This window comes from Rothia sp. HSID18067 (genome assembly GCF_003989445.1).
Lineage (GTDB): Bacteria > Actinomycetota > Actinomycetes > Actinomycetales > Micrococcaceae > Rothia > Rothia aeria.
In genome coordinates this window covers 634,454-657,621 of the sequence record NZ_RBMF01000001.1, presented here as the reverse complement: position 1 = coordinate 657,621, position 23,168 = coordinate 634,454, and the positions used below count along the sequence as shown (strand labels likewise).

Annotated in this window: 21 protein-coding genes; 1 reads left to right on the top strand and 20 read right to left on the bottom strand. The window is 57.3% G+C overall.

The features are described 5' to 3' along the window. Positions 1–389: 389 nt before the first annotated feature. From pyrF to pyrR, 7 genes are all read right to left on the bottom strand, one after another. A complete protein-coding gene (pyrF, locus tag D8M23_RS02920; protein WP_126853605.1) occupies positions 390–1,241 on the bottom strand; it encodes an orotidine-5'-phosphate decarboxylase in 852 nt (283 codons plus the stop codon). Continuing rightward, positions 1,238–4,576, bottom strand: a complete 3,339-nt coding sequence (carB, locus tag D8M23_RS02915; RefSeq protein ID WP_126853603.1) for a carbamoyl-phosphate synthase large subunit — start codon at positions 4,574–4,576, stop codon at positions 1,238–1,240. Before carB ends, pyrF begins: the two co-directional genes overlap by 4 nt. Next, a complete protein-coding gene (carA, locus tag D8M23_RS02910; RefSeq protein ID WP_126853601.1) occupies positions 4,577–5,770 on the bottom strand; it encodes a glutamine-hydrolyzing carbamoyl-phosphate synthase small subunit in 1,194 nt (397 codons plus the stop codon). A gap of 110 nt (positions 5,771–5,880) precedes the next feature. Further along, positions 5,881–6,426: a PH-like domain-containing protein gene (locus D8M23_RS02905; protein ID WP_126853599.1), complete on the bottom strand. Its 546-nt coding sequence runs from the start codon at positions 6,424–6,426 to the stop codon at positions 5,881–5,883. A 64-nt stretch (positions 6,427–6,490) separates the two neighbouring features. Beyond that, positions 6,491–7,792, bottom strand: coding sequence for a dihydroorotase (locus D8M23_RS02900; protein WP_126853597.1), 1,302 nt, complete (start codon positions 7,790–7,792; stop codon positions 6,491–6,493). Between the two features lie 24 nt (positions 7,793–7,816). Beyond that, positions 7,817–8,818, bottom strand: a complete 1,002-nt coding sequence (locus D8M23_RS02895) for an aspartate carbamoyltransferase catalytic subunit (protein ID WP_126853595.1) — start codon at positions 8,816–8,818, stop codon at positions 7,817–7,819. Next, positions 8,815–9,429, bottom strand: coding sequence for a bifunctional pyr operon transcriptional regulator/uracil phosphoribosyltransferase PyrR (gene pyrR / locus D8M23_RS02890; RefSeq protein ID WP_126853594.1), 615 nt, complete (start codon positions 9,427–9,429; stop codon positions 8,815–8,817). The genes D8M23_RS02895 and pyrR overlap by 4 nt, the downstream gene beginning before the upstream one ends. 187 nt (positions 9,430–9,616) lie before the next feature. On the opposite strand from pyrR, the gene D8M23_RS02885 reads away from it, so the two are divergent. Then, on the top strand, positions 9,617–10,075 hold the full coding sequence (locus tag D8M23_RS02885; protein ID WP_126853592.1) for a hypothetical protein: 459 nt from the start codon (positions 9,617–9,619) through the stop codon (positions 10,073–10,075). A gap of 62 nt (positions 10,076–10,137) precedes the next feature. On the opposite strand, the gene nusB is transcribed toward D8M23_RS02885, so the two are convergent. The 13 genes from nusB to D8M23_RS02820 all read right to left on the bottom strand — a co-directional run bounded on the left by nusB (position 10,138) and on the right by D8M23_RS02820 (position 22,857). Beyond that, positions 10,138–10,548, bottom strand: a complete 411-nt coding sequence (gene nusB / locus D8M23_RS02880; protein ID WP_006887232.1) for a transcription antitermination factor NusB — start codon at positions 10,546–10,548, stop codon at positions 10,138–10,140. Next, positions 10,548–11,111: an elongation factor P gene (gene efp / locus D8M23_RS02875; RefSeq protein WP_006887304.1), complete on the bottom strand. Its 564-nt coding sequence runs from the start codon at positions 11,109–11,111 to the stop codon at positions 10,548–10,550. Before efp ends, nusB begins: the two co-directional genes overlap by 1 nt. Positions 11,112–11,227: 116 nt before the next feature. Beyond that, positions 11,228–12,355 (bottom strand): 3-dehydroquinate synthase, encoded by a 1,128-nt coding sequence (aroB, locus tag D8M23_RS02870; protein WP_037233516.1) that lies wholly within the window; start codon positions 12,353–12,355, stop codon positions 11,228–11,230. Further along, positions 12,342–13,457, bottom strand: a complete 1,116-nt coding sequence (locus tag D8M23_RS02865; protein WP_238693739.1) for a shikimate kinase — start codon at positions 13,455–13,457, stop codon at positions 12,342–12,344. The genes aroB and D8M23_RS02865 overlap by 14 nt, the downstream gene beginning before the upstream one ends. Beyond that, positions 13,445–14,662 (bottom strand): chorismate synthase, encoded by a 1,218-nt coding sequence (gene aroC, locus D8M23_RS02860; RefSeq protein WP_126853590.1) that lies wholly within the window; start codon positions 14,660–14,662, stop codon positions 13,445–13,447. The genes D8M23_RS02865 and aroC overlap by 13 nt, the downstream gene beginning before the upstream one ends. 90 nt (positions 14,663–14,752) lie before the next feature. Beyond that, entirely contained in the window at positions 14,753–15,679 is a 927-nt protein-coding gene (locus D8M23_RS02855) for a shikimate dehydrogenase (protein WP_126853588.1), read from the bottom strand. 195 nt (positions 15,680–15,874) lie between these two features. After that, entirely contained in the window at positions 15,875–17,095 is a 1,221-nt protein-coding gene (gene mltG, locus D8M23_RS02850; protein ID WP_006887294.1) for an endolytic transglycosylase MltG, read from the bottom strand. Beyond that, positions 17,092–17,652: a Holliday junction resolvase RuvX gene (gene ruvX, locus D8M23_RS02845; protein WP_126853584.1), complete on the bottom strand. Its 561-nt coding sequence runs from the start codon at positions 17,650–17,652 to the stop codon at positions 17,092–17,094. Before ruvX ends, mltG begins: the two co-directional genes overlap by 4 nt. Before the next feature lie 6 nt (positions 17,653–17,658). Further along, positions 17,659–20,340, bottom strand: a complete 2,682-nt coding sequence (gene alaS, locus D8M23_RS02840) for an alanine--tRNA ligase (RefSeq protein ID WP_094757833.1) — start codon at positions 20,338–20,340, stop codon at positions 17,659–17,661. 103 nt (positions 20,341–20,443) lie between these two features. Beyond that, positions 20,444–20,923 (bottom strand): hypothetical protein, encoded by a 480-nt coding sequence (locus D8M23_RS02835; RefSeq protein WP_006887176.1) that lies wholly within the window; start codon positions 20,921–20,923, stop codon positions 20,444–20,446. After that, positions 20,923–21,330, bottom strand: coding sequence for a DUF948 domain-containing protein (locus D8M23_RS02830; protein ID WP_126853582.1), 408 nt, complete (start codon positions 21,328–21,330; stop codon positions 20,923–20,925). Before D8M23_RS02830 ends, D8M23_RS02835 begins: the two co-directional genes overlap by 1 nt. Before the next feature lie 298 nt (positions 21,331–21,628). Further along, positions 21,629–22,261 carry a 30S ribosomal protein S4 gene (gene rpsD / locus D8M23_RS02825; RefSeq protein WP_037233535.1) on the bottom strand — a complete coding sequence of 211 codons (633 nt, stop codon included), beginning with the start codon at positions 22,259–22,261 and terminating at the stop codon, positions 21,629–21,631. A gap of 260 nt (positions 22,262–22,521) precedes the next feature. Next, positions 22,522–22,857 (bottom strand): hypothetical protein, encoded by a 336-nt coding sequence (locus tag D8M23_RS02820; protein WP_126853580.1) that lies wholly within the window; start codon positions 22,855–22,857, stop codon positions 22,522–22,524. Between the last annotated feature and the right edge of the window lie 311 nt (positions 22,858–23,168).

The window sequence follows — 23,168 nt, the reverse complement described above, 5'->3', positions numbered from 1 at the left end:
TTCAAGTTAACCGCGCAGATAGCGCGAGTATAAATAAAAACATACTGTGGAATCGAAGCTGCCGAAGGGCGCTTCACGATAGCTTAAAGACTATAAAAGTGGCGGTTTCCACTATCTCTATACCGGAAGGCTTCATCGATTGAAACTATAGAGAATGTATTACTTTTGTTGAATATGCCAAAGGTTCTTATTGTACGGGTGAATAAACAGAGTGAAATATTGAATATTTATGAGGTTTTGAGCTGAGGATTAAGATTGTTTCCCCATATCAGAGTGTTATAGTTTCTTGAACACTATCTGAATAATTTTTCAAAATAAAAGCGCCCCAATACAGTTGGTGCCCGGTGGTTTTAGAACACCGGGCACCAACCGTATATGAGGGCAGCTGTCTATCCGCGCGCTGCCACAAGATCCGCACGAGCCATTTGCGCCGCCTGTGCCAGATCGGCAACCTGTGGGCCTGATGAGAGGACCCCACGACTGGAATTCACCAATACCTGGGATTCAACACCCGCAAACACCCGGTACAGGTCTTTAGCACTCGCGCCCTGGGCACCGTACCCCGGCGAAAGAATAGGGCCGTTAAAGGCGCTCAAATCTATCGCCAAATCGTGGAGGGCCTCCCCCACGGTAGCGCCCACCACCAGGCCGCACGAGCCCATACGCTCCCATGTCTGCGCGGTATTTTCAGCCGTGGCTGCGGCAATAATCTGCTTCGCTACAGCACCGGTATCTTCCGTCTTACCCACATGCTGCACGCTCTTACCCTCAGGGTTCGAGGTCAGCGCCAGCACAAAAGTTCCGCGCTGGTTCGCGGCTGCTGCATCCAGTGCGGGGCGAAGCGACTCAAACCCCAAGTACGGGCTTAAAGTGACCGAATCCGTACCCAACGGTGAGCAGGTGCCAAGCCAGGCATCCGCGTAGGCTTTCATGGTCGAGCCAATATCGCCGCGTTTTGCATCCGCCACGATCAGAACCCGGTCTCCGGCGGCGCGAGCAAAAAGCTCTTCCAACACAGCCAAGCCCGCAGAGCCGTGACGCTCAAACAAGGCAACCTGGGGTTTAAGCGCTGCGGCGTAGGGGGCGCATCCCTCATAGACAGCCGTGGTGAAGGTACGCAGAGACTCTGCAGAATCTTCCAAACCCCACGCCTGCAGCAGGTTCGGGTGCGGGTCAATGCCCACACACAGCGGGCCGCACTCATCCATCGCAGCGGCAAGACGATCACCGAATGGGATCATGAGAGCTCCCCCTCACGCACCTGGTTGCTGTCTTCTTGCTCGCCAGAGCTAGCGGTGCGCAGGTACTCGTTATGCTCCTGCAAACTAATAATTCCCCAACTGTGCTCACGCAGCGCGGTAATGGCCTGAACAGCAGCCGCGAACTCCGAAATCGTGGTCATCACGGGGCATCCTACACTGACCGCTGCCGCACGGATCTCGTAGCCGTCACTGCGAGCCGCACCACCGGCGGGCGTATTCAAAATCAGATCGATTTCACCACTGCGCACCATATCAACAATTGAATGCTGACCGTTTGCCTCCGCAAATTTGGAAGCAACCGTAGAGTTCACACCATTGCGGCGAAGCACATCCGCGGTACCGCCGGTCGAGACAATCTCAAAGCCCAGCTGTTCCAGCATCTTGGCGTAAATAATCACATTGCGCTTATCGTGGTTAGCCACCGACACGAAAACCTTACCCTCGGTCGGCAACGGCGAGCCCGCACCCGCCTGGGCCTTCGCAAAGGCGGTATCGTAATGGGTATCAAGACCCATAACCTCGCCAGTCGAGCGCATTTCGGGGCTGAGCAGAGAATCAACCACCACACCCTCAGGGGTGCGGAAGCGGCTAAACGGCAGAACCGCAGCCTTAACCGCGATCGCGGTGTTCTGCGGCAAAGACGCGCCATCCATGCTATTCGGCAGATGTCCCTCCGCTTTCAGCTCGGCAATGCTCTTCCCCAAACCGATCATCACGGCCGCCTTCGCCAACTGCACGCCGGTCGCCTTCGAAACAAACGGAACGGTGCGGGAAGCACGCGGGTTCGCCTCAATCACGAATAGATTCTCAGAGACGTAGGCAAACTGAATATTAATCAGGCCCCGCACACCGGTGCCGCGCGCAATAGCCTCGGTTGCTTCCTTAACATTGGCAATCACATCGGGACCCAAGGTAATTGGAGGCAAAGTGCAGGAAGAATCGCCGGAGTGAATGCCAGCCTCCTCAATATGCTCCATCACACCGCCCAGGTAGAGCTCGGTGCCGTCAAAGAGCGCATCCACATCAATCTCGATAGCGTCTTCCAGGAACTTATCGATGAGCGCGGGCTGAGAGGGAGAAACCTCGGTCGCGTTTTCAAGGTAGCGTGCAAGGTTCGCTTCATCATAGACGATCTCCATGCCGCGCCCGCCCAGCACATAGGAGGGACGAACCAGCACCGGGTACCCAATCTCGTCGGCAACACGTTTGGCGCCCTCAAAGGTGTATGCGGTGCCGTTCTTTGGCGAAATCAGGCCGCCTTCCTCCAGCACGCGCGCGAACTCACCGCGGTCCTCAGCCAGGTCAATAGCCTCGGGAGTAGTGCCCAAAATGGGGACCCCGGCATCTTTGAGGGCCTTCGCAAGCTTCAGCGGAGTCTGTCCGCCCAGCTGCACAAAAACACCCAACAAACCGCCCGTGCGGCGCTCTGATTCAACAATTTCGAGCACATCCTCCAACGTCAGCGGCTCAAAATACAGGCGAGTGGAAACATCGTAGTCAGTCGAAACGGTCTCCGGGTTACAGTTCACCATCACCGTCTCGTACCCCAGCGAACGCAGCACCAGTGAAGCGTGCACGCAGGAATAATCGAACTCAATACCCTGGCCGATACGGTTCGGCCCCGACCCCAGAATCATAATAGAGGGGGTCTCGTGGTCTGCGACCTCATCCTCAGCATCATAGCTGGAGTAATGATACGGGGTGAACGCCTCAAACTCGGCGGCACAAGTATCAACAGTTTTGAACACAGGGCGAATACCCAAAGCGTGGCGCACACCGCGCACAACATCCTCAGAAGAACCAATGATCTCCGCAATCTGAGCATCACAGAAGCCGTGGCGCTTTGCCAACTGCAGGATTTCAGGGTCAAGGTGGTCACGGTGCTCGCGCACCAGCTGAGCCACCTCATTCAGCAGAACCAGCTGATCCAAGAACCACGGGTCAATCTTCGTTGCCTCAAACAGCTGCTCAACCGTGGCACCGGCCAAAAGCGCCTGCTGCACCTGGTAGATGCGCTCGGTGGTGGGTACCTTCGTCTTCTCGATCAGCTCGGCAAGCTCCTCTTCGGTCCTCTCCACCGCAGTGAACGAGAAAGAGGACCCCTTCTGCTCCAGCGAGCGCATGGCCTTCTGAAGTGCTTCGGTGAAGTTACGGCCCAGCGCCATTGCCTCACCCACAGATTTCATGGTGGTGGTGAGGGTTGGATCAGCGGCGGGGAACTTCTCGAACGCGAAACGCGGCACCTTAACGACCACATAGTCGAGGGTCGGCTCGAAAGATGCGGGCGTCTTCTGGGTAATATCGTTCGGAATCTCATCCAGGGTGTAGCCCAGCGAGAGTTTAGTTGCGATCTTAGCGATCGGGAACCCGGTTGCTTTAGAGGCGAGCGCTGAGGAGCGTGAAACACGCGGGTTCATTTCGATCACGATAATGCGCCCGGTCTTAGGGTCTACGGCGAACTGGATATTGCAGCCGCCGGTATCAACCCCGACTTCGCGGATCACGTTAATGGCGATGTCACGCAGTTTCTGGTATTCGCGGTCGGTGAGGGTGAGGGCGGGTGCTACGGTGATGGAGTCGCCGGTGTGCACGCCGACCGGGTCGAAGTTTTCGATGGAACACACGACCACGACGTTGTCGTTCTTATCGCGCATCATTTCAAGTTCGTATTCTTTCCACCCGAGAATGGATTCTTCGAGCAGCACCTCGGAGGTAGGTGAATACTGGATGCCCGCGCCAGCGATGCGGTGCAGGTCTTCTTCGTTGTAGGCCATACCGGAGCCGAGCCCGCCCATGGTGAAGGAGGGGCGCACAACCATGGGGTAGCCCAGCTCTTGAGCTGCTTCTAGCGCTTCTTCCATGGAGTGCACAATAATGGAGCGGGCCGATTCGCCGCCTGCGCGTTCAACGACGCCTTTGAATGCTTCGCGGTCTTCGCCAAGGTTAATGGCGGCAATATTCGCGCCGATAAGTTCTACCCCGTATTTTTTGAGGATGCCCCGCTCATCCAGGGAGATGGCTGCGTTGAGTGCGGTCTGTCCGCCCAGGGTGGGCAGGATCGCGTCGGGGCGTTCTTTATCGATAATTTTTTCGATGACCTCGGGGGTGATCGGCTCGATGTAGGTGGCGTCGGCGAACTCGGGGTCGGTCATGATGGTGGCGGGGTTGGAGTTCACGAGGATGACGCGCACCCCTTCTTCCTGAAGCACCCGCAGAGCTTGGGTGCCGGAGTAGTCGAACTCTGCCGCCTGGCCGATGACGATCGGGCCGGAGCCGATGACGAGAACGCTGTTAAGGTCGGTACGACGTGGCATTTAGGCTTCCTTTGCGGTCTGGTGTTCGGTGGCGGTCATGAGCTCAATGAAGCGGTCAAAAAGGTAGGCGGCATCGTGCGGGCCTGCTGCCGCTTCCGGGTGGTATTGGACGGAGAACGCGGGGATGTCGAGGCAGCGGATGCCTTCTACTACGTTGTCGTTGAGGCCAACATGGGATACTTCTACGCGCCCAAATTCTTCAACGGGGGCTTGGACCGGCCCGTCAAGGGGCGCATCGACGGCGAACCCGTGGTTTTGGGCGGTGATTTCAACTTTCCCGGTGGTTTTGTCCATGACGGGCTGGTTAATGCCGCGGTGCCCGAAGGGCAGCTTGTAGGTGCCGAATCCGAGGGCGCGCCCCAGAAGCTGGTTGCCGAAGCAGATGCCAAAGAACGGGGTGCCTTTACGCAGAACCTCCCTGAGCAGTTCTACTTGTTCGTCGGCGGTTGCGGGGTCGCCGGGGCCGTTGGAGAAGAATACGCCTTGAGGGTTGTGGGCGTAAATGTCGTTCAGGGTGGCGTTGGCGGGCAGCACGTGCACACGCACACCGCGTTCTGCGAAACGCTGGGGTGTCATGGCTTTAATGCCTAAATCGAGGGCGACAATTGAGGCGATGGGCGGTGCGAACCATCCGTGCTCGTGCGGTTCGATTGTGTAGGCTTTGTCGATGGTGACCGAGTCGGCTAGTTTACGGCCAGCCATGGGCTCGGATGCGCGTACTTCGCTGAGGAGTTCTTCGTCGGGTCGGTTGGCTTGGCGTCCTGAGAAGACTCCGGCGCGCATTGACCCGTGTGAGCGGAGTCGGCGGGTGAGGGCGCGGGTGTCGATCCCCTGGATGCCAACGATACCCTGTTCGATGAGTTCTTCTTCGAGGGTGCGTTCGGAGCGCCAGTTGGAGGCAACACGTGCGGCGTCGCGCACCACGTACCCGGCGACCCAGATTTTGCGGGATTCGGCGTCGGTGGTGTTCACTCCGGTGTTGCCGATGTGCGGGGCGGTTTGTGCCACGATTTGGCCCGCGTAGGAGGGGTCGGTGAGGGTTTCTTGGTAGCCGGTCATGCCGGTGGAGAATACTGCCTCGCCGAGAGATGCGCCGGTTGCCCCGTACCCGTACCCTCGGTAGATGGTGCCGTCTTCCAGGACGAGCAGGGCGCGGTCTGTGCGTAACGCGCCGGAGCGTGTCGATACTGTCATGCTCTTCTTCCTCTTATTCTCGTGGACTCCCCCGCTGGTTCTGCACTGGCGCCACAGGGGAATATTTATTCTTTTGACTGTATATGCGTGTGGTGGGTGAACGCGGGCCCTTACAAAACACTATCCTTAGCGGCTGACCAGCCCGCCAACGTATCAACGGCTTCCGGGGCGATCCCGCGCAGCCGTGCAAGCGCCTCTGTCTTCTGGCTGGCGTAGCGGGTGCGGAACCCGGTTTGCACGCGGTGCCCATCAAGCGTCCACCCAATCAGCAGCAGCCCGTCACGCTCAACCACTTTGCCCGCAATACCCTGGCCAGTAGTAATCACCGCAAGTTTCTTCGCGGGAATCCACAGGTCTTTAGCACCATTGCGGGTGAAAATAATGCCGTCCGAGTAGATCAGGAGCGTGGATTTTGTTTTGAACCCCAGATGGTCAAATCCCACACGGTTCAGTGCGTCACCGAACATCGTAGTGCTCACATACTCCCCCTCGAACGCCGCATCGGCTTCAAGCCCGTCGTAGCGTTCGGGGACGTCTTTGAGCGAACCGAACATTGTGGACTGCCGCTTGAGCCGGGATTTCCAGCCGCGCCAAATACCGAAGAAACACAGCGCCACCACGGCAACGCAGATAAGGGTGGGAATCAGTTTTTCCACGGTTCTTCTTTCTTCTCGGTGTACTGTGGTGGTTTTGCCCCGAATATAGTGCGAACGTTCAAACCTACCGGCGCGGGCTTGCAAGCTCACCGTTCAAAACGGTCGGATGCCCCGCATAGAAGGTTGCGCGCACAGCACCGGGAACCTCCATCCCGCGATAGGGGTTGTTCTTGCCCTTTGTAGCCTGCTCCTCAGGCTTAATCACACGGGTAGCCTTCGGATCAACCAACACGATATTTGCTGGTTCACCTTCGGCAAGCGGACGGCCCTGCTCAGTATCCAGGCTGCCAATTTTCGCCGGAGTTTCGCTCATAATCCGTGCGACATCGGCCCAGGTAATATGCCCCGGCTTCACAAGGGTCATCTGAATAATCGAGAGAGCCTGCTCAAGACCGGTCATACCATTTGCGGCACACGCCCACTCGCATTCTTTGCTTTCTGCCGGATGCGGTGCGTGGTCGGTACCAATAACATCAATAATGCCGTCGGCAACAGCCTGACGCAGCGCAAGCACATCCTCTTCGGTGCGTAACGGCGGGTTCACCTTAAAAATCGGGTCGTAGGTGCGCGCCTTTTCATCGGTCAGAATCAGGTGGTGCGGGGTAACCTCGGCGGTCACCTGCACGCCGCGAGATTTAGCCCAGCGCACAACCTCGACCGAGCCTTTAGTCGAGAGGTGGCAAATATGCAGACGCGAGTTCAAATGCTCAGCCAGCAGAACATCGCGGGCGATAATAGCTTCTTCCGCCACAGCAGGCCAGCCGGTAAGCCCCAGATCGGCGGAAACCTTACCCTCGTTCATCTGAGCGCCCTCAGTGAGGCGGGGCTCCTGCGCATGCTGGGCGATCACACCGTCAAAAGTCTTTACATATTCAAGGGCACGGCGCATAATCGCCGGATCGTAAACGCACATGCCATCATCCGAGAACACACGAACCTTCGCCTCAGAGGTCGCCATAGAACCAATGTCCGAGAGGAATTCGCCTTTCAGCCCAACGGTCACCGAGCCGATGGGCTGCACACGGCACCAACCGGACTCTTTACCCAGACGGTCAACCTGCTCAACTACGGCTGCGGTATCTGCAACAGGAAGCGAGTTCGCCATCGCAAAAACAGCCGTGTAGCCGCCTAAAGCCGCCGCGCGAGTACCGGTCTCAACGGTTTCAGAAGCCTCATATCCGGGCTGGCGCAGGTGAGTATGAATATCGACTAGACCCGGAAGTGCAATCTGACCGGAGGCATCAACGACCTGGGCGTCTGCGGCCTCTAAATCCTGGCTGATACGCGCAATTTTGCCGTCCTCAATCAGGATATCGGCAACGCGCTCACCCAGCAGGGAGGCGCCTTTAATAAGGTACGTGCTCATGTATATTCCTTCTTTCGGATAGCGTTAGGATTCGTCGCCGGAGTATAATTTCTCGCTTGACCCGTCGGTCAAGAGCAGGTACAGCACCGCCATGCGAACCGCCACGCCGTTACTGACCTGGCGCAGCACCCAAGCGTTCTGAGAATCAGCGGCTTCGGCGCACAGCTCCAGCCCTCGGTTCATGGGACCGGGATGCAGAATTGCGACTTCCTGAGGCTGCGCCAGCAGATTCTCGAAACGTTCTTTGGTGAGTCCCCACAGGGCGGTATATTCCTCTGCTGAGGGAAAATAGGCGGCGTTCATACGCTCTTTTTGGATGCGCAGCATCATCACCGCGTCAGGTTTTGTAGCGATTGCGTCATCGAAATCGTGGAAAACCTCAAGTCCCCAATCCTGCTTCCACCGCTCGGTATGCACCGGCAGCAGCGTGGGTGGAGCCACAAAAGCGACATCGGCTCCCAGATTTTTCAGCAACCACAGATTCGACCGCGCCACCCGAGAATGCAGAATATCCCCCACAATCAGCACACGCATACCGCTTAAATCGGTTCCTCGCGGCGAGTCCAGGCCATTACGCTGGGCCTTGAACTGGCGCAGCGAAACCGCATCCAAAAGAGCCTGCGTTGGATGCGCATGCGTGCCGTCCCCCGCGTTCAGCACGGGAATATCGGTCCACCCGGCCTCGGCAAGACGCTGCGGAGCACCCGAAGCCGAATGACGAATCACGAAGGCATCCGCACTAATCGCTTTGAGAGTCTGAGCAGTGTCTTTGAGAGATTCTCCCTTAGAAACCGATGAACCACGCGCAGCAAAATTAGTAATATCGGCACCCAGACGTTTCTCAGCGGATTCGAAGGACAGTCTGGTACGTGTTGAATCTTCAAAGAAAAGATTGACTACAGTCTTACCGGCAAGCACATTGAGCTTCCGGTTTTCTGCCTTAACCTGTGCCATATAGTCAGCAACATCGAGAATTTCGATGGCCTGAGTTCGTGTGAGATCGCGGGTGTCAAGCAGGTGTTTCATGAAATCTGTCCTTCCAGCTGAATAATATCAACGCGGTCTGTGGCGTGATCCGTTTCTTCAAGCACCACGCGAACCTTCTCAGCGGCACTGGTTGGAAGGTTCTTCCCCACGTGGTCGGCGCGAATTGGGAGTTGCCGGTGCCCGCGATCCACCAACACGGCAAGACGCACCAGGGCCGGACGCCCGTATTCGTTAAGAGCATCCAAAGCGGCTCGGACGGTGCGACCAGAGTACAAAACATCATCAACAAGAACCACATGTTTACCGTCAAGACCACCCGCCGGGATCAGGGACTCCCCCGCGCTGCGGTTTTCGTATTCCTCATCGGTGAGGTCATCACGGTACGGGGTAATATCAAGGGCGCCCAAGCCATCTTCGAGATCAAAATTTGAGTCATTGGCCTGGATACGCTGCGCCAGGCGCCGTGCCAAGGGGTAGCCGCGAGAGCGAATACCTATAAGCACCAGGTGATCGGTACCTTTATTGGACTCAAGAATTTCAAAAGCAATACGTGTCAGAGCGCGACGGATCTCATCGTCGTTAAGGATAGTACGCCCAACATTGGACGCATTATGCGCGCTACTGCCAGCGGGTACACCTGTCCCGTTCATAGCCGACTCCTTCCCCGCCTCACAGGACGGACTTAAAGGTTTCTTGCCTCAGTACAGCCTACCACACTCCCACCGCCCGATTAGGTTCTTCTGCCGGGCACACCGCAGCTAACCAATACCGGCTCTGCATAGACAACCTCAGGGTATTTAGTAAGCTGTAAATGCATTCCTTGACGAAAGGCACCCCGTGGATAGTCTCCTAGAACCGCTGTTTGCTGCTATCTTTAAAGCTTTCGCGACCTATTCCGAGCTTGGTGACGGCATAAAAACCACCCTCTACGCAGCAATAGACTCATACGTTTTCACCTACGACGGTTTTGCGAGCACCCTAAAAATTACCACCATTAATGATGAAACATTCTGCCTCAATCCCGCGGTACAAGACTGCCGGTATCTGTGCTCCATGCTGGCGGTGCGCGTCCAGACCGGTCGCTGGGTGAACCCCACCGCAGAACGTGACGCAGCAACGGTGCTGCACATGATGCGGTCCAATGACTGGCTAGAATTCATGCTCCGGGTGGAACAGGCGAAAAACCTGGCACGCACCAACCTGGAGGTCATGCACCGCACCCAGAACATGAGCCGTGAAGAAGCAGCTGCCGAAGCTGAAACAGCAAAGGCGACCCTTGGGTTCACGGGTAAATAAATGAGGTTCTGATGGCTGAAAACTTAGAGTTTTCAGCCATCAGAACCTCAGCGAGTCAAAAGTTACGCCAGTAAGGTTGGTTTGACCCTGCGCAGCTTATCAAGCAGGCCGTTCACAAACTTCGGCGAATCATTTGTTGAGAGCACACGCGCCAAACCGGTCGCCTCAGAAATAGCCACCGCATCGGGAATATCATCATTAAACAGCAGCTCCCAGGCGCCAATCAGAAGCACCACCCGGTCAGTTGCGGGCATACGCTCCAGCGACCAGTCCCGAGCATACGTGTTCAGATACTCGTTCAGCTCTTCACGCCTATCACGCACCCCGCGCACAATCTGCTCAGAGTACGACGAAATCTGCGCTGCGGTGTGCAGGCGGCGGCGTTGCAGAACCTCCACCGGGTCCTCCCCACGCTGATCCGCCTCAAACAGAGATTCGACGGCGCGCAGTCGGGCTTTCGTACGGGAATTCATTAGTCGTTCACGCGGCCAAGATAGTCGCCGGTGCGCGTATCAACCTTGATCTTGGTGCCGGTCTCAAGGAACAGAGGAACCTGGATTTCGTAGCCGGTCTCAACCGTGGCAGGCTTCGTGCCACCGGTGGAACGGTCACCCTGCAAACCCGGCTCCGTGTAGGTAATCTCAAGCACCACCGAAGCGGGAAGCTCAATGTACAGCGGGTTTCCCTCGTTCATGGCGATAGTAGCGGTCTGAGACTCCAACATGTAGTTCGCGGCATCCCCCACCACTGTGGCAGGCACATTAATCTGGTCGTACGTCTTCATGTCCATGAACACGTAGTCCTCACCATCCTGGTACAGGTACTGGTAGTCGGAACGGTCCACGGTAGCGGTCTCAATCTTAGCGCCAGCGTTAAAGGTGCGGTCAACGACCTTGCCGGAGGTAATATTACGGAGCTTAGTGCGAACGAACGCACCGCCCTTACCGGGCTTCACATGCTGGAACTCAACAACGGACCACAGGTTACCGTCGATCTTTAGGACTGCGCCGTTCTTAATGTCAGTGGTAGTAGCCAAAAGGGGCTCTCCTTCATGTCGTCGACACCCACACGAGAGTTCCCGCCCGGGCGCTAAATTATCAATGAGCAAAATATACCGCCATCCAGTCTACACCAGATATGCCCACTGCGGCGTTATTCGGCGATCTCCTGGTACGTCATGTACAGAATCGACTCGTCAGGAACCTCATACACTCGCGGCCTTGCCAGCCCCTCCAACACAATAAACCGCAGGATCGCCCCACGCGACTTCTTATCACGCCGCATCGTATCCAACAGATCCTTCCACCGGTCCCCACGGTACGAAACCGGCAAATCCAGTGACGTGAGAATACTGCGGGTACGGTCCACGAGGGCCTCATCCGCATACCCGGCCGCAAGCGACAGCTCCGCCGCGAATACCATACCCACCGCAACCGCTGCGCCGTGACGCCACTGGTACCGTTCTGCATGCTCAACCGCGTGTCCCAGCGTATGCCCATAGTTGAGTATTTCTCGCCGACCAGATTCACGCAGGTCCTCAGAAACAACCTCGGCTTTCACCCGGATTGCGCGTTCTATCAGTTCCCGCACTACCGCAGACTGTGAATCACGGATCTTCTCAGGGTTACCCTCAATGATGTCGAGAATCTGCGGGTCAGCGATAAAACCGCATTTCACCACCTCAGCCATGCCTGTGAGCAGCTCATGCTCAGGTAGGGTCCGTAATGTCCCAATCTCACACAGCACAGCGGCCGGCGGCCAAAAAGCACCCACCAGGTTCTTACCTTCGGCAGTGTTAATGCCTGTTTTCCCGCCCACGGCCGCATCCACCATGCCCAGCAGCGTGGTCGGAATATGAATCACCCGCACACCCCGCAGCCAGGTTGCCGCCACGAACCCGGCAACATCGGTAATAGCCCCGCCGCCCACCGAAATAATCGCATCGGTACGCGTAAAATCGTTCTGCCCTAAAACTTGCCAGCAGAACGCCGCCACCTGGTGGTGTTTTGCCTCCTCCGCATCCGGAATTTCGGCGCTAAACGACTGGTACCCGACCTTCCGCAGATCCTCCATCACAAGCTCCCCGGTGGAACGCAGCGCCCGGGGGTGAATCACCAGGATTTTCTTCGCCTGATTTCCCAGAATCTCCGGGATTTTGCTCAGCAGATTGTGCCCCACCAGCACGTCGTAGTTCTCGCGGGGTGCGCTGCCGGTCACCGAAATGTAGGTGATATCTTGCCCACCTGAAGCTCCGAAAGCAGCAGTGTTAGCCTCGGTCATGTTTAAGGTTTTCCTTTCGAGATGCAAGAACAAAACTCTGGATTTCTGCCGCCATCGCCCCAATAGGCCGCGCGCCGCGCGCATCAAGCGTGTACGTCGCCAACGACTCATAGCGTTCCCGGCGGTGCTCAAAAATCTCACTCCACCGCTGCACGGGGTTAGGCTGCAGCAGCGGGCGGGTTTTTGACCCGGTAATGCGCGGCTCAACGGTTGGGGCGTCCACCAGAATATACACCACGTTCTGCCCGCGCAGCAGCTGCGCCACGGCGTCGGTCATGGGTGCCCCGCCGCCTAAAGAAAATACGGTATTACGGTATGCCGGGGAGGTGAGAACCTCCTCAATAACCTTCACCTCTAGCTCACGAAAATGCGCCTCACCGAAAATTTCGAAAATCTCGGAGACCTCCCCGTAACGCTCCACAATCAGCTGGTCGGCATCTAAAAATTCGTATCCGTAAAACCGCGCCAGGTGCGTGCCAATATAGGTTTTCCCGGCAGCCATAGGCCCAATGAGCACAATCGGCCTGGTCATTTCAGCGAAACTTTCCTGCATTTCGCGCACCTGCTGAGGGTGGATCATCCCGTCAGCATCTTTATGCTCCGCACTGGGATTTTCGTGTACCTGTTCCTCGGCAAGAGCCGGTTGTGCGCTGTTCACGGCTGGTTCCGGTTTCTGCCGAGAAGCCGCAGCAACACGCGCCGCAATAGCCGCGAACGAAGGAGCGGTCTTGGGTGTCTGCGCAACAGCGGGGGGTGTCTTAGCGGATGCCACCCCAGTTTCCTGGGCGGGGGTGTTCTCAGCTGAGATTTTTTCCTCACCGCCAGCGGGTGAAGAGTCTGCCGGGTTCTCTGCGGCCTGAGAGATGCCACGGTTTAGCCAGGAACCCGGCCGGGGCACGGCGGATGGGGCTTCTTCCTGCACCTGCTGAACCTGGTGGTGCGGCTCAGGAGGCTGCGGCTGCTTCTGTGTTGCCGCCGCAATACGCGCTAACGGGCTGGAAGGAATCACCCGCGCCGTGGCAGAAGATGCGGCAGAGCCCCCCGCGAAGCCACTCTTCGCGTGGGTGTTCTGCTCGCGCCCAGACACGGCTATGCGTCCCATCCGGCCACATTAGACTCCCACGCCAACGACTCGGGAATGGCAGCCAAATAAGCGTCCATATTGCGGCGGGTTTCGCCCATGGAATCGCCGCCGAACTTCTCAAGTGCCGCCTGTGCCAGCACAAGTGCAACCATTGCCTCAGCAACCACCCCCGCAGCGGGCACGGCACACACATCTGAACGCTGATGATGCGCTGTCGCGGGCTCGCCCGTGGAGGTGTCGATAGTCTTGAGGGCCTTCGGTACGGTTGCGATCGGTTTCATGGCCGCACGAACCCGCAGCAGATCGCCAATGCTCATACCGCCCTCAATGCCGCCAGCCCGGTTCGTATCCCGCTTCACCCCGTGCTCCCCCACCGAGATCTCATCGTGGGCAGCAGTACCGGGGCGGTCGGCGGTTGCAAAACCATCGCCCACCTCAACACCTTTAATCGCCTGAATACCCATGAGAGCAGCAGCAAGACGCGCATCCAAACGACGATCCCAGTGCACATACGACCCTAACCCGGGAGGCATACCGTACGCGAGTACCTCAACCACACCGCCGAGAGTCTCACCATCCTTATGCGCCTCATCAACACGCGCCACCATGGCCTGCGATGTTGCGGCGTCAAAACAACGAAGCGGGTCAGCATCAAGACTCTGCACATTGTTTGGGGTGGGAACAGGCGCCCCGTCGGGAGCGTGCACGCCGCCAACAGCGACAGTATGTGAGACCAGCTCAACCCCCAACGCTTTAAGCACCTGCGCCGCCACAACCCCCAACGCCACGCGGGCTGCGGTCTCCCGTGCTGAGGCGCGCTCAAGCACCGGGCGGGCCTCCGCGAAGTTATATTTCTGCATGCCCGTAAAATCTGCGTGCCCAGGGCGGGGGCGGGTGAGCGCTGCGTTACGTGCCCGCCCCTCGATGAGGGCCGGATCCACCGGGTCTGAGCTCATCACATCAACCCACTTAGGCCACTCGGTGTTGGCGATTTCAAGGGCGACCGGGCCGCCCTGAGTCACCCCGTGGCGCACCCCACCGAGGATACGCACCTTATCTTCCTCAAATTTCATGCGGGCGCCACGCCCGTAACCAAGGCGGCGGCGAGCTAACGCGTCACGCACCATCTCGCTCGTCAGTTCAACACCGGCAGGAACGCCCTCAATAATGCCGACGAGCGCCTCACCATGAGATTCTCCGGCGGTGAGCCAGCGCAGAGCCATAAGGTTTACCTCTTTTCAATCACCCGCACCGGTGTGTTGAGGTGCGCGGCATAACTATTAGTGCTTTAAGTGTATAAAGTCGAACGGGTATTAGACGAATGTCTGCGGCAGATGTTCACGCGGGGCAAGCCCCACGGCGGCGCACATGGCGTTCAGCATCCCAAGTTTCTCCGTATCGTTTGGGGTGCGCCGCGTGAAAATAAGAACCTGCTCCACAGCCTGGTAGAGAAGCATCTCCAAACCGGAAACCACCGTGCCACCGCGTTTTTCCCACTCGCTGGCAAGCAGTGAAGGCCACGGGTCGTAGGCAACATCAAGCAGGAGGGAACCCGCAGTAAGCTCTCCCATATCCTGCGCCCACGCATCTGCCGCGTGTGCGGGTAAAGTCGAGATGACGGGGCTATAAGCCGATGCTGCAGCCGGGAACTGCGCCAAAGGCTGAGGGGCCACCTGAACCCCCAAGCGGTCGGCCACCGCGTGCACATCGGCGAGCTTATGCAAAGAACGCGTATACAGATCCACACCACCGTACCCCAGCCGGTGCAGGGCTGTCAGCGCCGAAATCGCCGTCGCTCCCCCACCCACAACAGCGGGCCGCTCACGTTGTGGCGCGGGGTCAAGCCCAGCCTGAAGCAGAGCGTTCACAATACCAGCCACATCAGTGTTATGCCCAATGACTTTCAACCCGTTGACGTACACCGTATTCACCGCCCCGGTGATACGCGCCAGCTCCGTCAGCTCGTCACAGTACTCAATTACGGCAGTTTTGAGCGGCATTGTCACCGACAGCCCAGCAATGTAAGGATCCTCGGGCGTGCCAGTGGGGTGATTGACCTCAGTAAAAATCCCGGGAAGATCCTCACGGACGGTGTCCCGGCGCTGATACTCAAGGTCATCATCGCCCACATAGCGGTAAGCCGCACGGTGCAGGGCGGGTGAGAGAGAATGCCCAATAGGGTGCCCCAACACGTAGGCTCGACGCGCGTAAGGGGCTTCCCGGTACGATTCTTGTTTCACGTAAACTGCGCCTCTCCACGTTCTCCCGCCTGAACACCCCTGATGGACTGCGCGGGGTGCACCTCCATTTTAGTGGAAGATAAGCCCGTTTCTATAGCTGGGACACAACAACCACAGGGCAGCAAAAAGCGGGTGCCGCCTCCACCACAGTGGAAACAGCACCCGCCGCAGGCCCAAACGCGGGGCCTTCAGAACCTAGCTACAGCGGCCCTTATGGTTCGAGCACCACTGGTCGTACTCTTCAACGTACCGCTGGTGTTCCTCATAGGTCTTCGAGTACTTCGTCTCACCCGAGTCAAGGTCCACCGTCACCCAGTAGTAGTACGGGTTCTTCTCGGGGCTTGCGGTTGCCCGAATAGACGCCAAAGTCGGCGAATCAATCGGACCGGCAGGAAGACCCTGATGCGCGTACGTGTTGTACTTATTGCCCTTATCGGCCTTCTGCTCCTCCGTCAGGTGGTATGAGCGGATACCCAGCCCGTAGGTGACCGTCGCATCCGACTGGATCAGCCCGCTCGTCTCCCCATCCGTGTGGCTCAGACGGTTCTCGATAATACCAGCAACCGCGTTGTAGTCCTTCGGCTGAGCCTCCAGCTCCACGATGGAAGCCTTCGTCAGAACCTCAAAGGCACGCTTATCGGTGGTTACACCCACAGATTTCAAGTCTTCCTTAGTCTTATCGACCATGGCCTGAATCATCTTCTTAGTGTCCGTTCCCTTCGGGAAGCGGTACTCACCCGGGTGCAGCCAGCCTTCAATTGAGGGGAAATTACTGGGCACGCCGTACTGCTCGTAGTTCTTTACAGCTTCTTCAAGCTCACTACGATTCAGCTCACCCTGTTTAGCAATGATGTCCAGGGTCTCCCCCACACGCTTACCCTGCGGCACAGCAAAGTAGATAACATTGCTGGTGGCGCCAATCAGCGTGGACACAACAGCCGAACTGCTCATCTCTTTCTGCAGGTCGTACCGGCCCGGCACCAGGAACTTACCCTTGCTTTCAGACTGGTACACTTCCACAAACTTATCAGCGTCAGCGATAATGCCCTGCTGCTGAAGAGACTCGGCAATCTGCTGCGGGGTTTCGCCCTGTTCAATAACGAACGTGACAGCGGTGCCGTTTCCGTCACCGGCGAAGTCACGTTTTTTAAACGGATCCAAACGGGCGATAAGCAGCGACGACAGAACAATTACCGTCACCAAGAAAATGATCGTTGCGACCCCCATGATGGCGGTGCGGCGGCGCTTACGAGCCTTCAGCTCCTCAACGCTCACCACTTCCTGCTCCAAGGTGATGCCCCGAATACCGGCGCGTGCCTCCTCGTAGCTTGGGGACAGCAGATCTCTTAAGCCCGTTTTGCGGGGCTGTTTATTCTTAGGTGTGCGGTTTACCCGCTTTTTCGAATCTTCGGTCACTGAAGGGTCTCCGTTTCGTTGACGGGCTTGCCGTCTAAGGGGCATTCCTCAGAGTGGGCTTCTTCGTAGGCTAGACTGCTCAGTTTATACCCGGCTATAGCATACCCTGACTTCAGAGTGTCTAAGCAATACTGCAAAATGTTGACCGCAGCAGCCTGATCCACTATAGCCTTGAAATCACGGGACGAAACGCCTGCCTCATGCAATGAGCGCTGTGCGCTCACCGTGGTTAGCCTCTCATCAACCAGCCATATATTTATATGCTCCTTGCCCTCTGCATCAAGTTCAGACCGCAAATTTTCTGCATATTCTTTCGCCATAACAGTTGATGCGGACTCGCCACCGCGCATGGTTTTGGGCAGTCCAACAAAAATCTCAACTACATCATTAACCTCCGCGAGTTTACGCAATACGCGACGATCAGAATTCTTTTTATGATCTCGGCGGAGCGTCTTGAGCGGGGTGGCAAGAATACCATCCGGGTCGCTCAGGGCGGTGCCGACACGGGCATTGCCCACATCGACACCCATCCGCACTCCTGGCTGAAAACCGCTCATCTGAATCTATGCCTGCGCAATCGTGGTACGGATCGTATCCAACGCCTCGTTTACCTTCGTAGCATCCTGACCACCGCCCTGGGCAATATCGTCTTTACCGCCGCCGCCGCCGCCAAGAACACCGGCAGCAACACGCACCAGCGCACCAGCTTTCACCCCGGCCTCACGGGCACCCTCATTGGTGGCAACAATAACTACCGGGCGGTTATTCGCAACACCGGTCACCGCAACCACGGCAGGCTCAGAACCGAAGCGGGAACGCAGATCCAGCGCCAGTGAACGCACCCCGTTAGCATCCAGCTCCCCGGCGTGGTGCGCAAGCACACGCACCTGACCGATAGTCTGAGCGGTCTCAATAAGCTTCGCAGCCTCAGCCTGAAGCTTTTCGCGCCGCAGCTTCTCAAGCTCCTTCTCGGCGGACTTCAGCTTGGTGAGGGTCTGATTAATTTTTTCGGGCAGCTCAGCGGAGGACTGCACCTTAAGCAGGCTGGTCAGCTGGTTCACGAGGGTGCGTTCAGCAGCCAAATGGTTAAAGGAATCCAACCCGACAAGCGCCTCAACACGACGGTTCCCCGAACCAACGGACTGCTCGGTGAGCAGGGACAGCGAACCCACCTCTGCTGAAGAGCCCACATGGGTGCCTCCGCAGAGCTCGCGGGAGAACTCGCCGCCGATCTCGACCACGCGCACAGTATCGCCGTATTTTTCGCCGAAGAGGCTCATCGCCCCCATAGCCTTAGCCTCAGCCAGAGGCATTTCACGGGTGATCACCTCAAAGTTATCGCGGATCGCACGGTTCGATACTTCCTCAACCTCACGCTTGGCGGATTCGCTCAGCCCCTCACCCCAGGCGAAGTCAAAACGCAGGTAGCCTTCCTTATTGAACGACCCACGCTGGGTGGCTTCTTTACCCAGCACCTGGTGCAGTGCGGCGTGAATAATGTGGGTACCGGAGTGCGCTTTCTCGCCGTCTTTACGGCGCTGCACATCCACCTGAGCCACCACCGGGACACCGGGGTGGGCCTCACCCTCACGAATTACCGCCCGGTGCACGCTCAGCCCCTTCACCGGCTGCTGCACGTCCTGAACATCAATGACGAAACCGTCACCGGTAATGGTTCCGGTGTCGGCAGCCTGCCCGCCGGCTTCAGCATAGAACGGGGTCTCGTCAAGAACAACCTCAACTTTATCCCCAGCCTTGGCTGCGGGCACGGAAACACCGTCCACCAGGATTGCGCGCAGCTGCGTCTCGGTGCGCAGCTCAGTGTAACCAGTGAAGATGGAGCCGCGCTCATCCAGCAGCCTGCGCAGTTCAGACAGGTCAGCGAATGCGCCTTTCTTGGCCTTAGCGTCGGCCTGGGCACGCTCCCGCTGCTGGGTCATGAGCTCACGGAACGCCTTCTCGTCCACCTTCACTCCTGCCTCAGCAGCCATTTCAAGGGTGAGGTCGATGGGGAAGCCGTAGGTGTCGTGGAGCGTGAACGCCTCAGCCCCGGAGACGGAGTTAGAGCCGTTCTTCTTGGCGCTGGCCACTGCTTCTTCCAGCCGCTCAGTCCCTGTTTCGATGGTGTGCAGGAACGCTTTCTCTTCGGCGTAGGCAATGCGTGAAATACGCTCAAAATCATCTGCGACGTACGGGAATGCACCGGCCATTGCGTCGCGGGAGGCAGGGAACAGAACCGGCAGGCACGGTTCAGATACACCCAGTAGGCGCATCGCACGGATTGCACGGCGCATGAGTCGGCGCAGAATATAGCCGCGTCCTTCGTTTGAAGGAGTCACCCCGTCAGCGATGAGCATGAGTGAAGAGCGGATATGGTCGGCGACCACACGCATCCGCACATCGTCAACATACCCTTCATCCTGGGGTGATTCAGACCCATGATATTTTTTACCGGATAGTTTCGATGCCGCATCAAGTACCGGGCGTACCTGGTCGGTCTCATAGAAGTTCTCGACCCCCTGCAGCAGCATCGCAAGACGCTCAACGCCCAGGCCGGTATCAATATTTTTCTGAGGGAGTTCACCCAGGATCTCGAAGTCGTCCTTGCCGGTGCCTTCGCCACGCTGGTACTGCATGAACACCAGGTTCCAGATCTCAATGTAGCGGTCGTCGTCAACAGCCGGGCCGCCTTCCTTGCCGTAGGCCGGGCCGCGGTCATAGAAAATCTCGGAGTCCGGACCTGCTGGCCCGGGCTGGCCGGTTGACCAGTAGTTCTCTTTCATCCCCATGCGCTGGATACGCTCTTCGGGGAAGCCAACGATCTTGGTCCACACGTCAAACGCCTGATCGTCGCCTTCGTAAATGGTCACCCACAGCCGCTCAGGATCTAGGCCGTAGCCGCCTTCGTCCTGGCTGGTGGTGAGTAGTTCATAGGCGAACGGTATTGCCTGCTCTTTGAAGTAGTCGCCGAATGAGAAGTTTCCGGCCATCTGGAAGAACGTGCCGTGTCGGGCGGTTTTGCCTACCTCATCAATATCAAGGGTTCGGATGCACTTCTGGACGCTGGTTGCGCGGCTAAACGGCGGTGTTTCACGTCCCAAAAAATACGGGATAAACGGAACCATGCCCGCAATTGTGAACATAGCGCCGGGTTCATTTGAGATAAGCGATGTTGAGGGGACCACGGTGTGCCCGCGTTTAGCAAAAAAATCAACCCAGCGCTTTGAAATTTCTTGTGAGAGCATTTTTTCCTCTGAAGTGAATACGTGTGTTTAGTAGGTCTTGTATACAATAAATCTTTGGTTAGCGCGTTAACTACATCATACGACATGAAATAGTATTACGCTTTTAGTTGAAGAAATCTTCACCAAGTTCCCGGTCACGGCGCAGGCGAGCTTGGCGCGCTTCCTCAAGGTGGGCTATTTCGCTTTCAACCTCAATGAGCTCACGCTCGGCAACGGCTCGACGCAGCTCGGACGCTTCATTCGGGCTCATATCCCGGTCCCACAGATCGAGAGAGCCGGGGCGGGCGTCCTGTTTTTGCCGCTCAACTTTGGCGTGCAGTTCGGCTTCTTTCTCCTGCATGCCTTGGCGTACTCGTGCGGCAAACTCAACCGCCCGCAGGGCGTAAGGCTGCAGCGGCTTACCCAGGGATGAATCAAAAAACTTTCCCATCTGAGACTCCGGGTTTAACTCCAGCGCACCGGACTGGTATTTAATGAGGGAGGCGCTGGACGGGTTTGCTTTGACGTAGGCGGCACGCCTGGAGGCGAGGTAGCCGACAGCTGCGCCGGCACCTAGAAGTAGAGCTGAGCGTAAAATACCCATTAGTTTTCACCACCCTGTTGAGGCTTCTCGGGGCCGTGGGTTTTCGGGTTCTGGGCGTTGGTTGAGCCGCCGCGGAATGCTTGACGCACACCGTACGAGAACGAGGCAACTTTAATGAGCGGCTGACCCACAGTTGAGGTCACCAGAGAAGACAGCGCCGAAACGTTCGCTGAAGCGTCTGAAACGTTTGAGGTGATGTCGTCCATCTTTTCCAGCTGCTCGTTGGTGCTTACCACCGTTTTGGTGACTTCTTCAATGAGCGGACTGGTGCTCTGGTTGAGGGAACGGATGGTAACAATGAGCTCATCGAAAACCTTGGTGAGACGAAGAATTGGTACGGCTAACAGGGCCACCAGGATTGCAAAAACCCCTGCGGCGATGAGACCCGCGATATCTCCACCGGTCATAGATACCTCGTTTCTTCTTGGTTGGGTGCTCCCTTAGCGGTCAAGGCGGCCGCAGGTGCGCGGTAAAGGAACCGAACGTGCGGCCACTTCCCTATTCTAAATGAAATTAGGCGCCTCGTCCGCCTGCGCCCTGTTCGCAGGTAGATTTTTCGGGCTGCCCAAGGCGGCCTTAACGCGCTCTATCTGGATCGATACCTATAAGTCGCGCCCTAAAATTTATTGCCCGGTTCGCTTAAAACGGGACGACCCGCCCGTGGTATAAACCACGGCGCGGGCCGACTCTCGAAAAATATCGAGATTATGCCAGGCGTGAGTAGTACTCAACGACCAGCTGCTCGTCGCAGACCACGGGAATCTCCTCGCGCTTGGGGGCGCGTTCAAGTTTCGCGTGCAGCTTCTCAATTTCGACGTTCAGGTATGCCGGAACCTCGGGCAGAACAGCCTGGTTCTCGCCCGCAGCAGCCACCTGGAAGGGGGTGGTCTTCTCGGACTTGGGGTGAACGTGGATCAGCTGGCCGGGCTTAACGCGGAACGACGGGCGGTCCACGCGAACACCATCAACCATAATGTGGCGGTGTACAACCATCTGACGAGCCTGCGCAATGGTGCGAGCAAAGCCCGAACGCAGAACCAGGGCATCGAGACGGGTTTCGAGGTGCTCAACCAGGTTCTTACCGGTCTGACCCTCAACACGCTTTGCCTCAAGGTATGCGCGGCGCATCTGTGCCTCGCGGATGTTGTACTGAGCGCGCAGACGCTGCTTTTCCTTCAGCTGGGTTGCGTAGTTGGAGTCAGCCTTCTTGCGGGCGCGGCCGTGCTGGCCGGGGCCGTAAGGACGGCGCTCAAGATACTTTTCTGCCTTCGGGGTCAGCGCGATGCCCAAAGCACGGGACTGACGCACGGTACGGCGGGTGCGGTTGTGTTTAGCCACAATCTACCTTTCATAGTGCGGGGCGCAACTGTTTTAAGAGCTGGCCCCTTTAATCGTTTGGTTCTGGCCTCCTCGGTTTACCCGCACCAGGTGGTGGGGCGGAGAGCTCGGGGCAGAGTACCCCGGCGCTACATTTCTGGCGCACACCTGCACCTGATATAGCTGCAGGTGGATGCGGTCACAGAAATTGCCAGACCCATCAAGTGTACCGGTATTACCATGTTTAATCTAGCGTGCGGTTCCGGTCTCAACGGCAAAAGCTACACCGTAAAGGTGCAGCCGTTTAATGCGGCGGCCGTACCTGGGCTCGGGTGAAGAAGTTCAGTGGTTACCTCTTCTGAGGTTAGCGGGGCAGAACCATCATCCTGACCAACATCGAACACGAATAGTGCTATTTCATCTAAGGGAACGCTGAACATCTCTATAACGGTCGGCAAGCTGCGGAAAACCCCAACCATATTATCTGTCACATCCACATGGAGTATCCTGTGGGCGAGTAGCTCCTGATCGACCATCTCACCCCAGACAGTCCACCCGTCGGGGGCTGTGGGGTGAAGTGATGAATACGGGGGTAAAAACATGAGTGTGCGGGCCAAAAACCACCTTTAATGCGGATACCTGACCGGTGGCCGTATACCTTAGCGGGCTGCTATTAATATGCCACCCCACATATTCCTGGTGCATAAGATACACGGTCGCCTCATATGTTCCGTCGCTTACCGTTATGAGAAATCCAGCTTCCGGGAGTATCTCTGGTTTGGCCCTAAAGTAGAGTGCTGGCCGGTGAGCCAGACAGTAGACTTTCCGCCCGGCATAAGTATTTTGATATTCATCCCATATGCTGGCCCTACCAGAGTTATTAATGAGCTCGTAGGCGGTAACAGGAGGTAGCGGCATCGACAGTTTC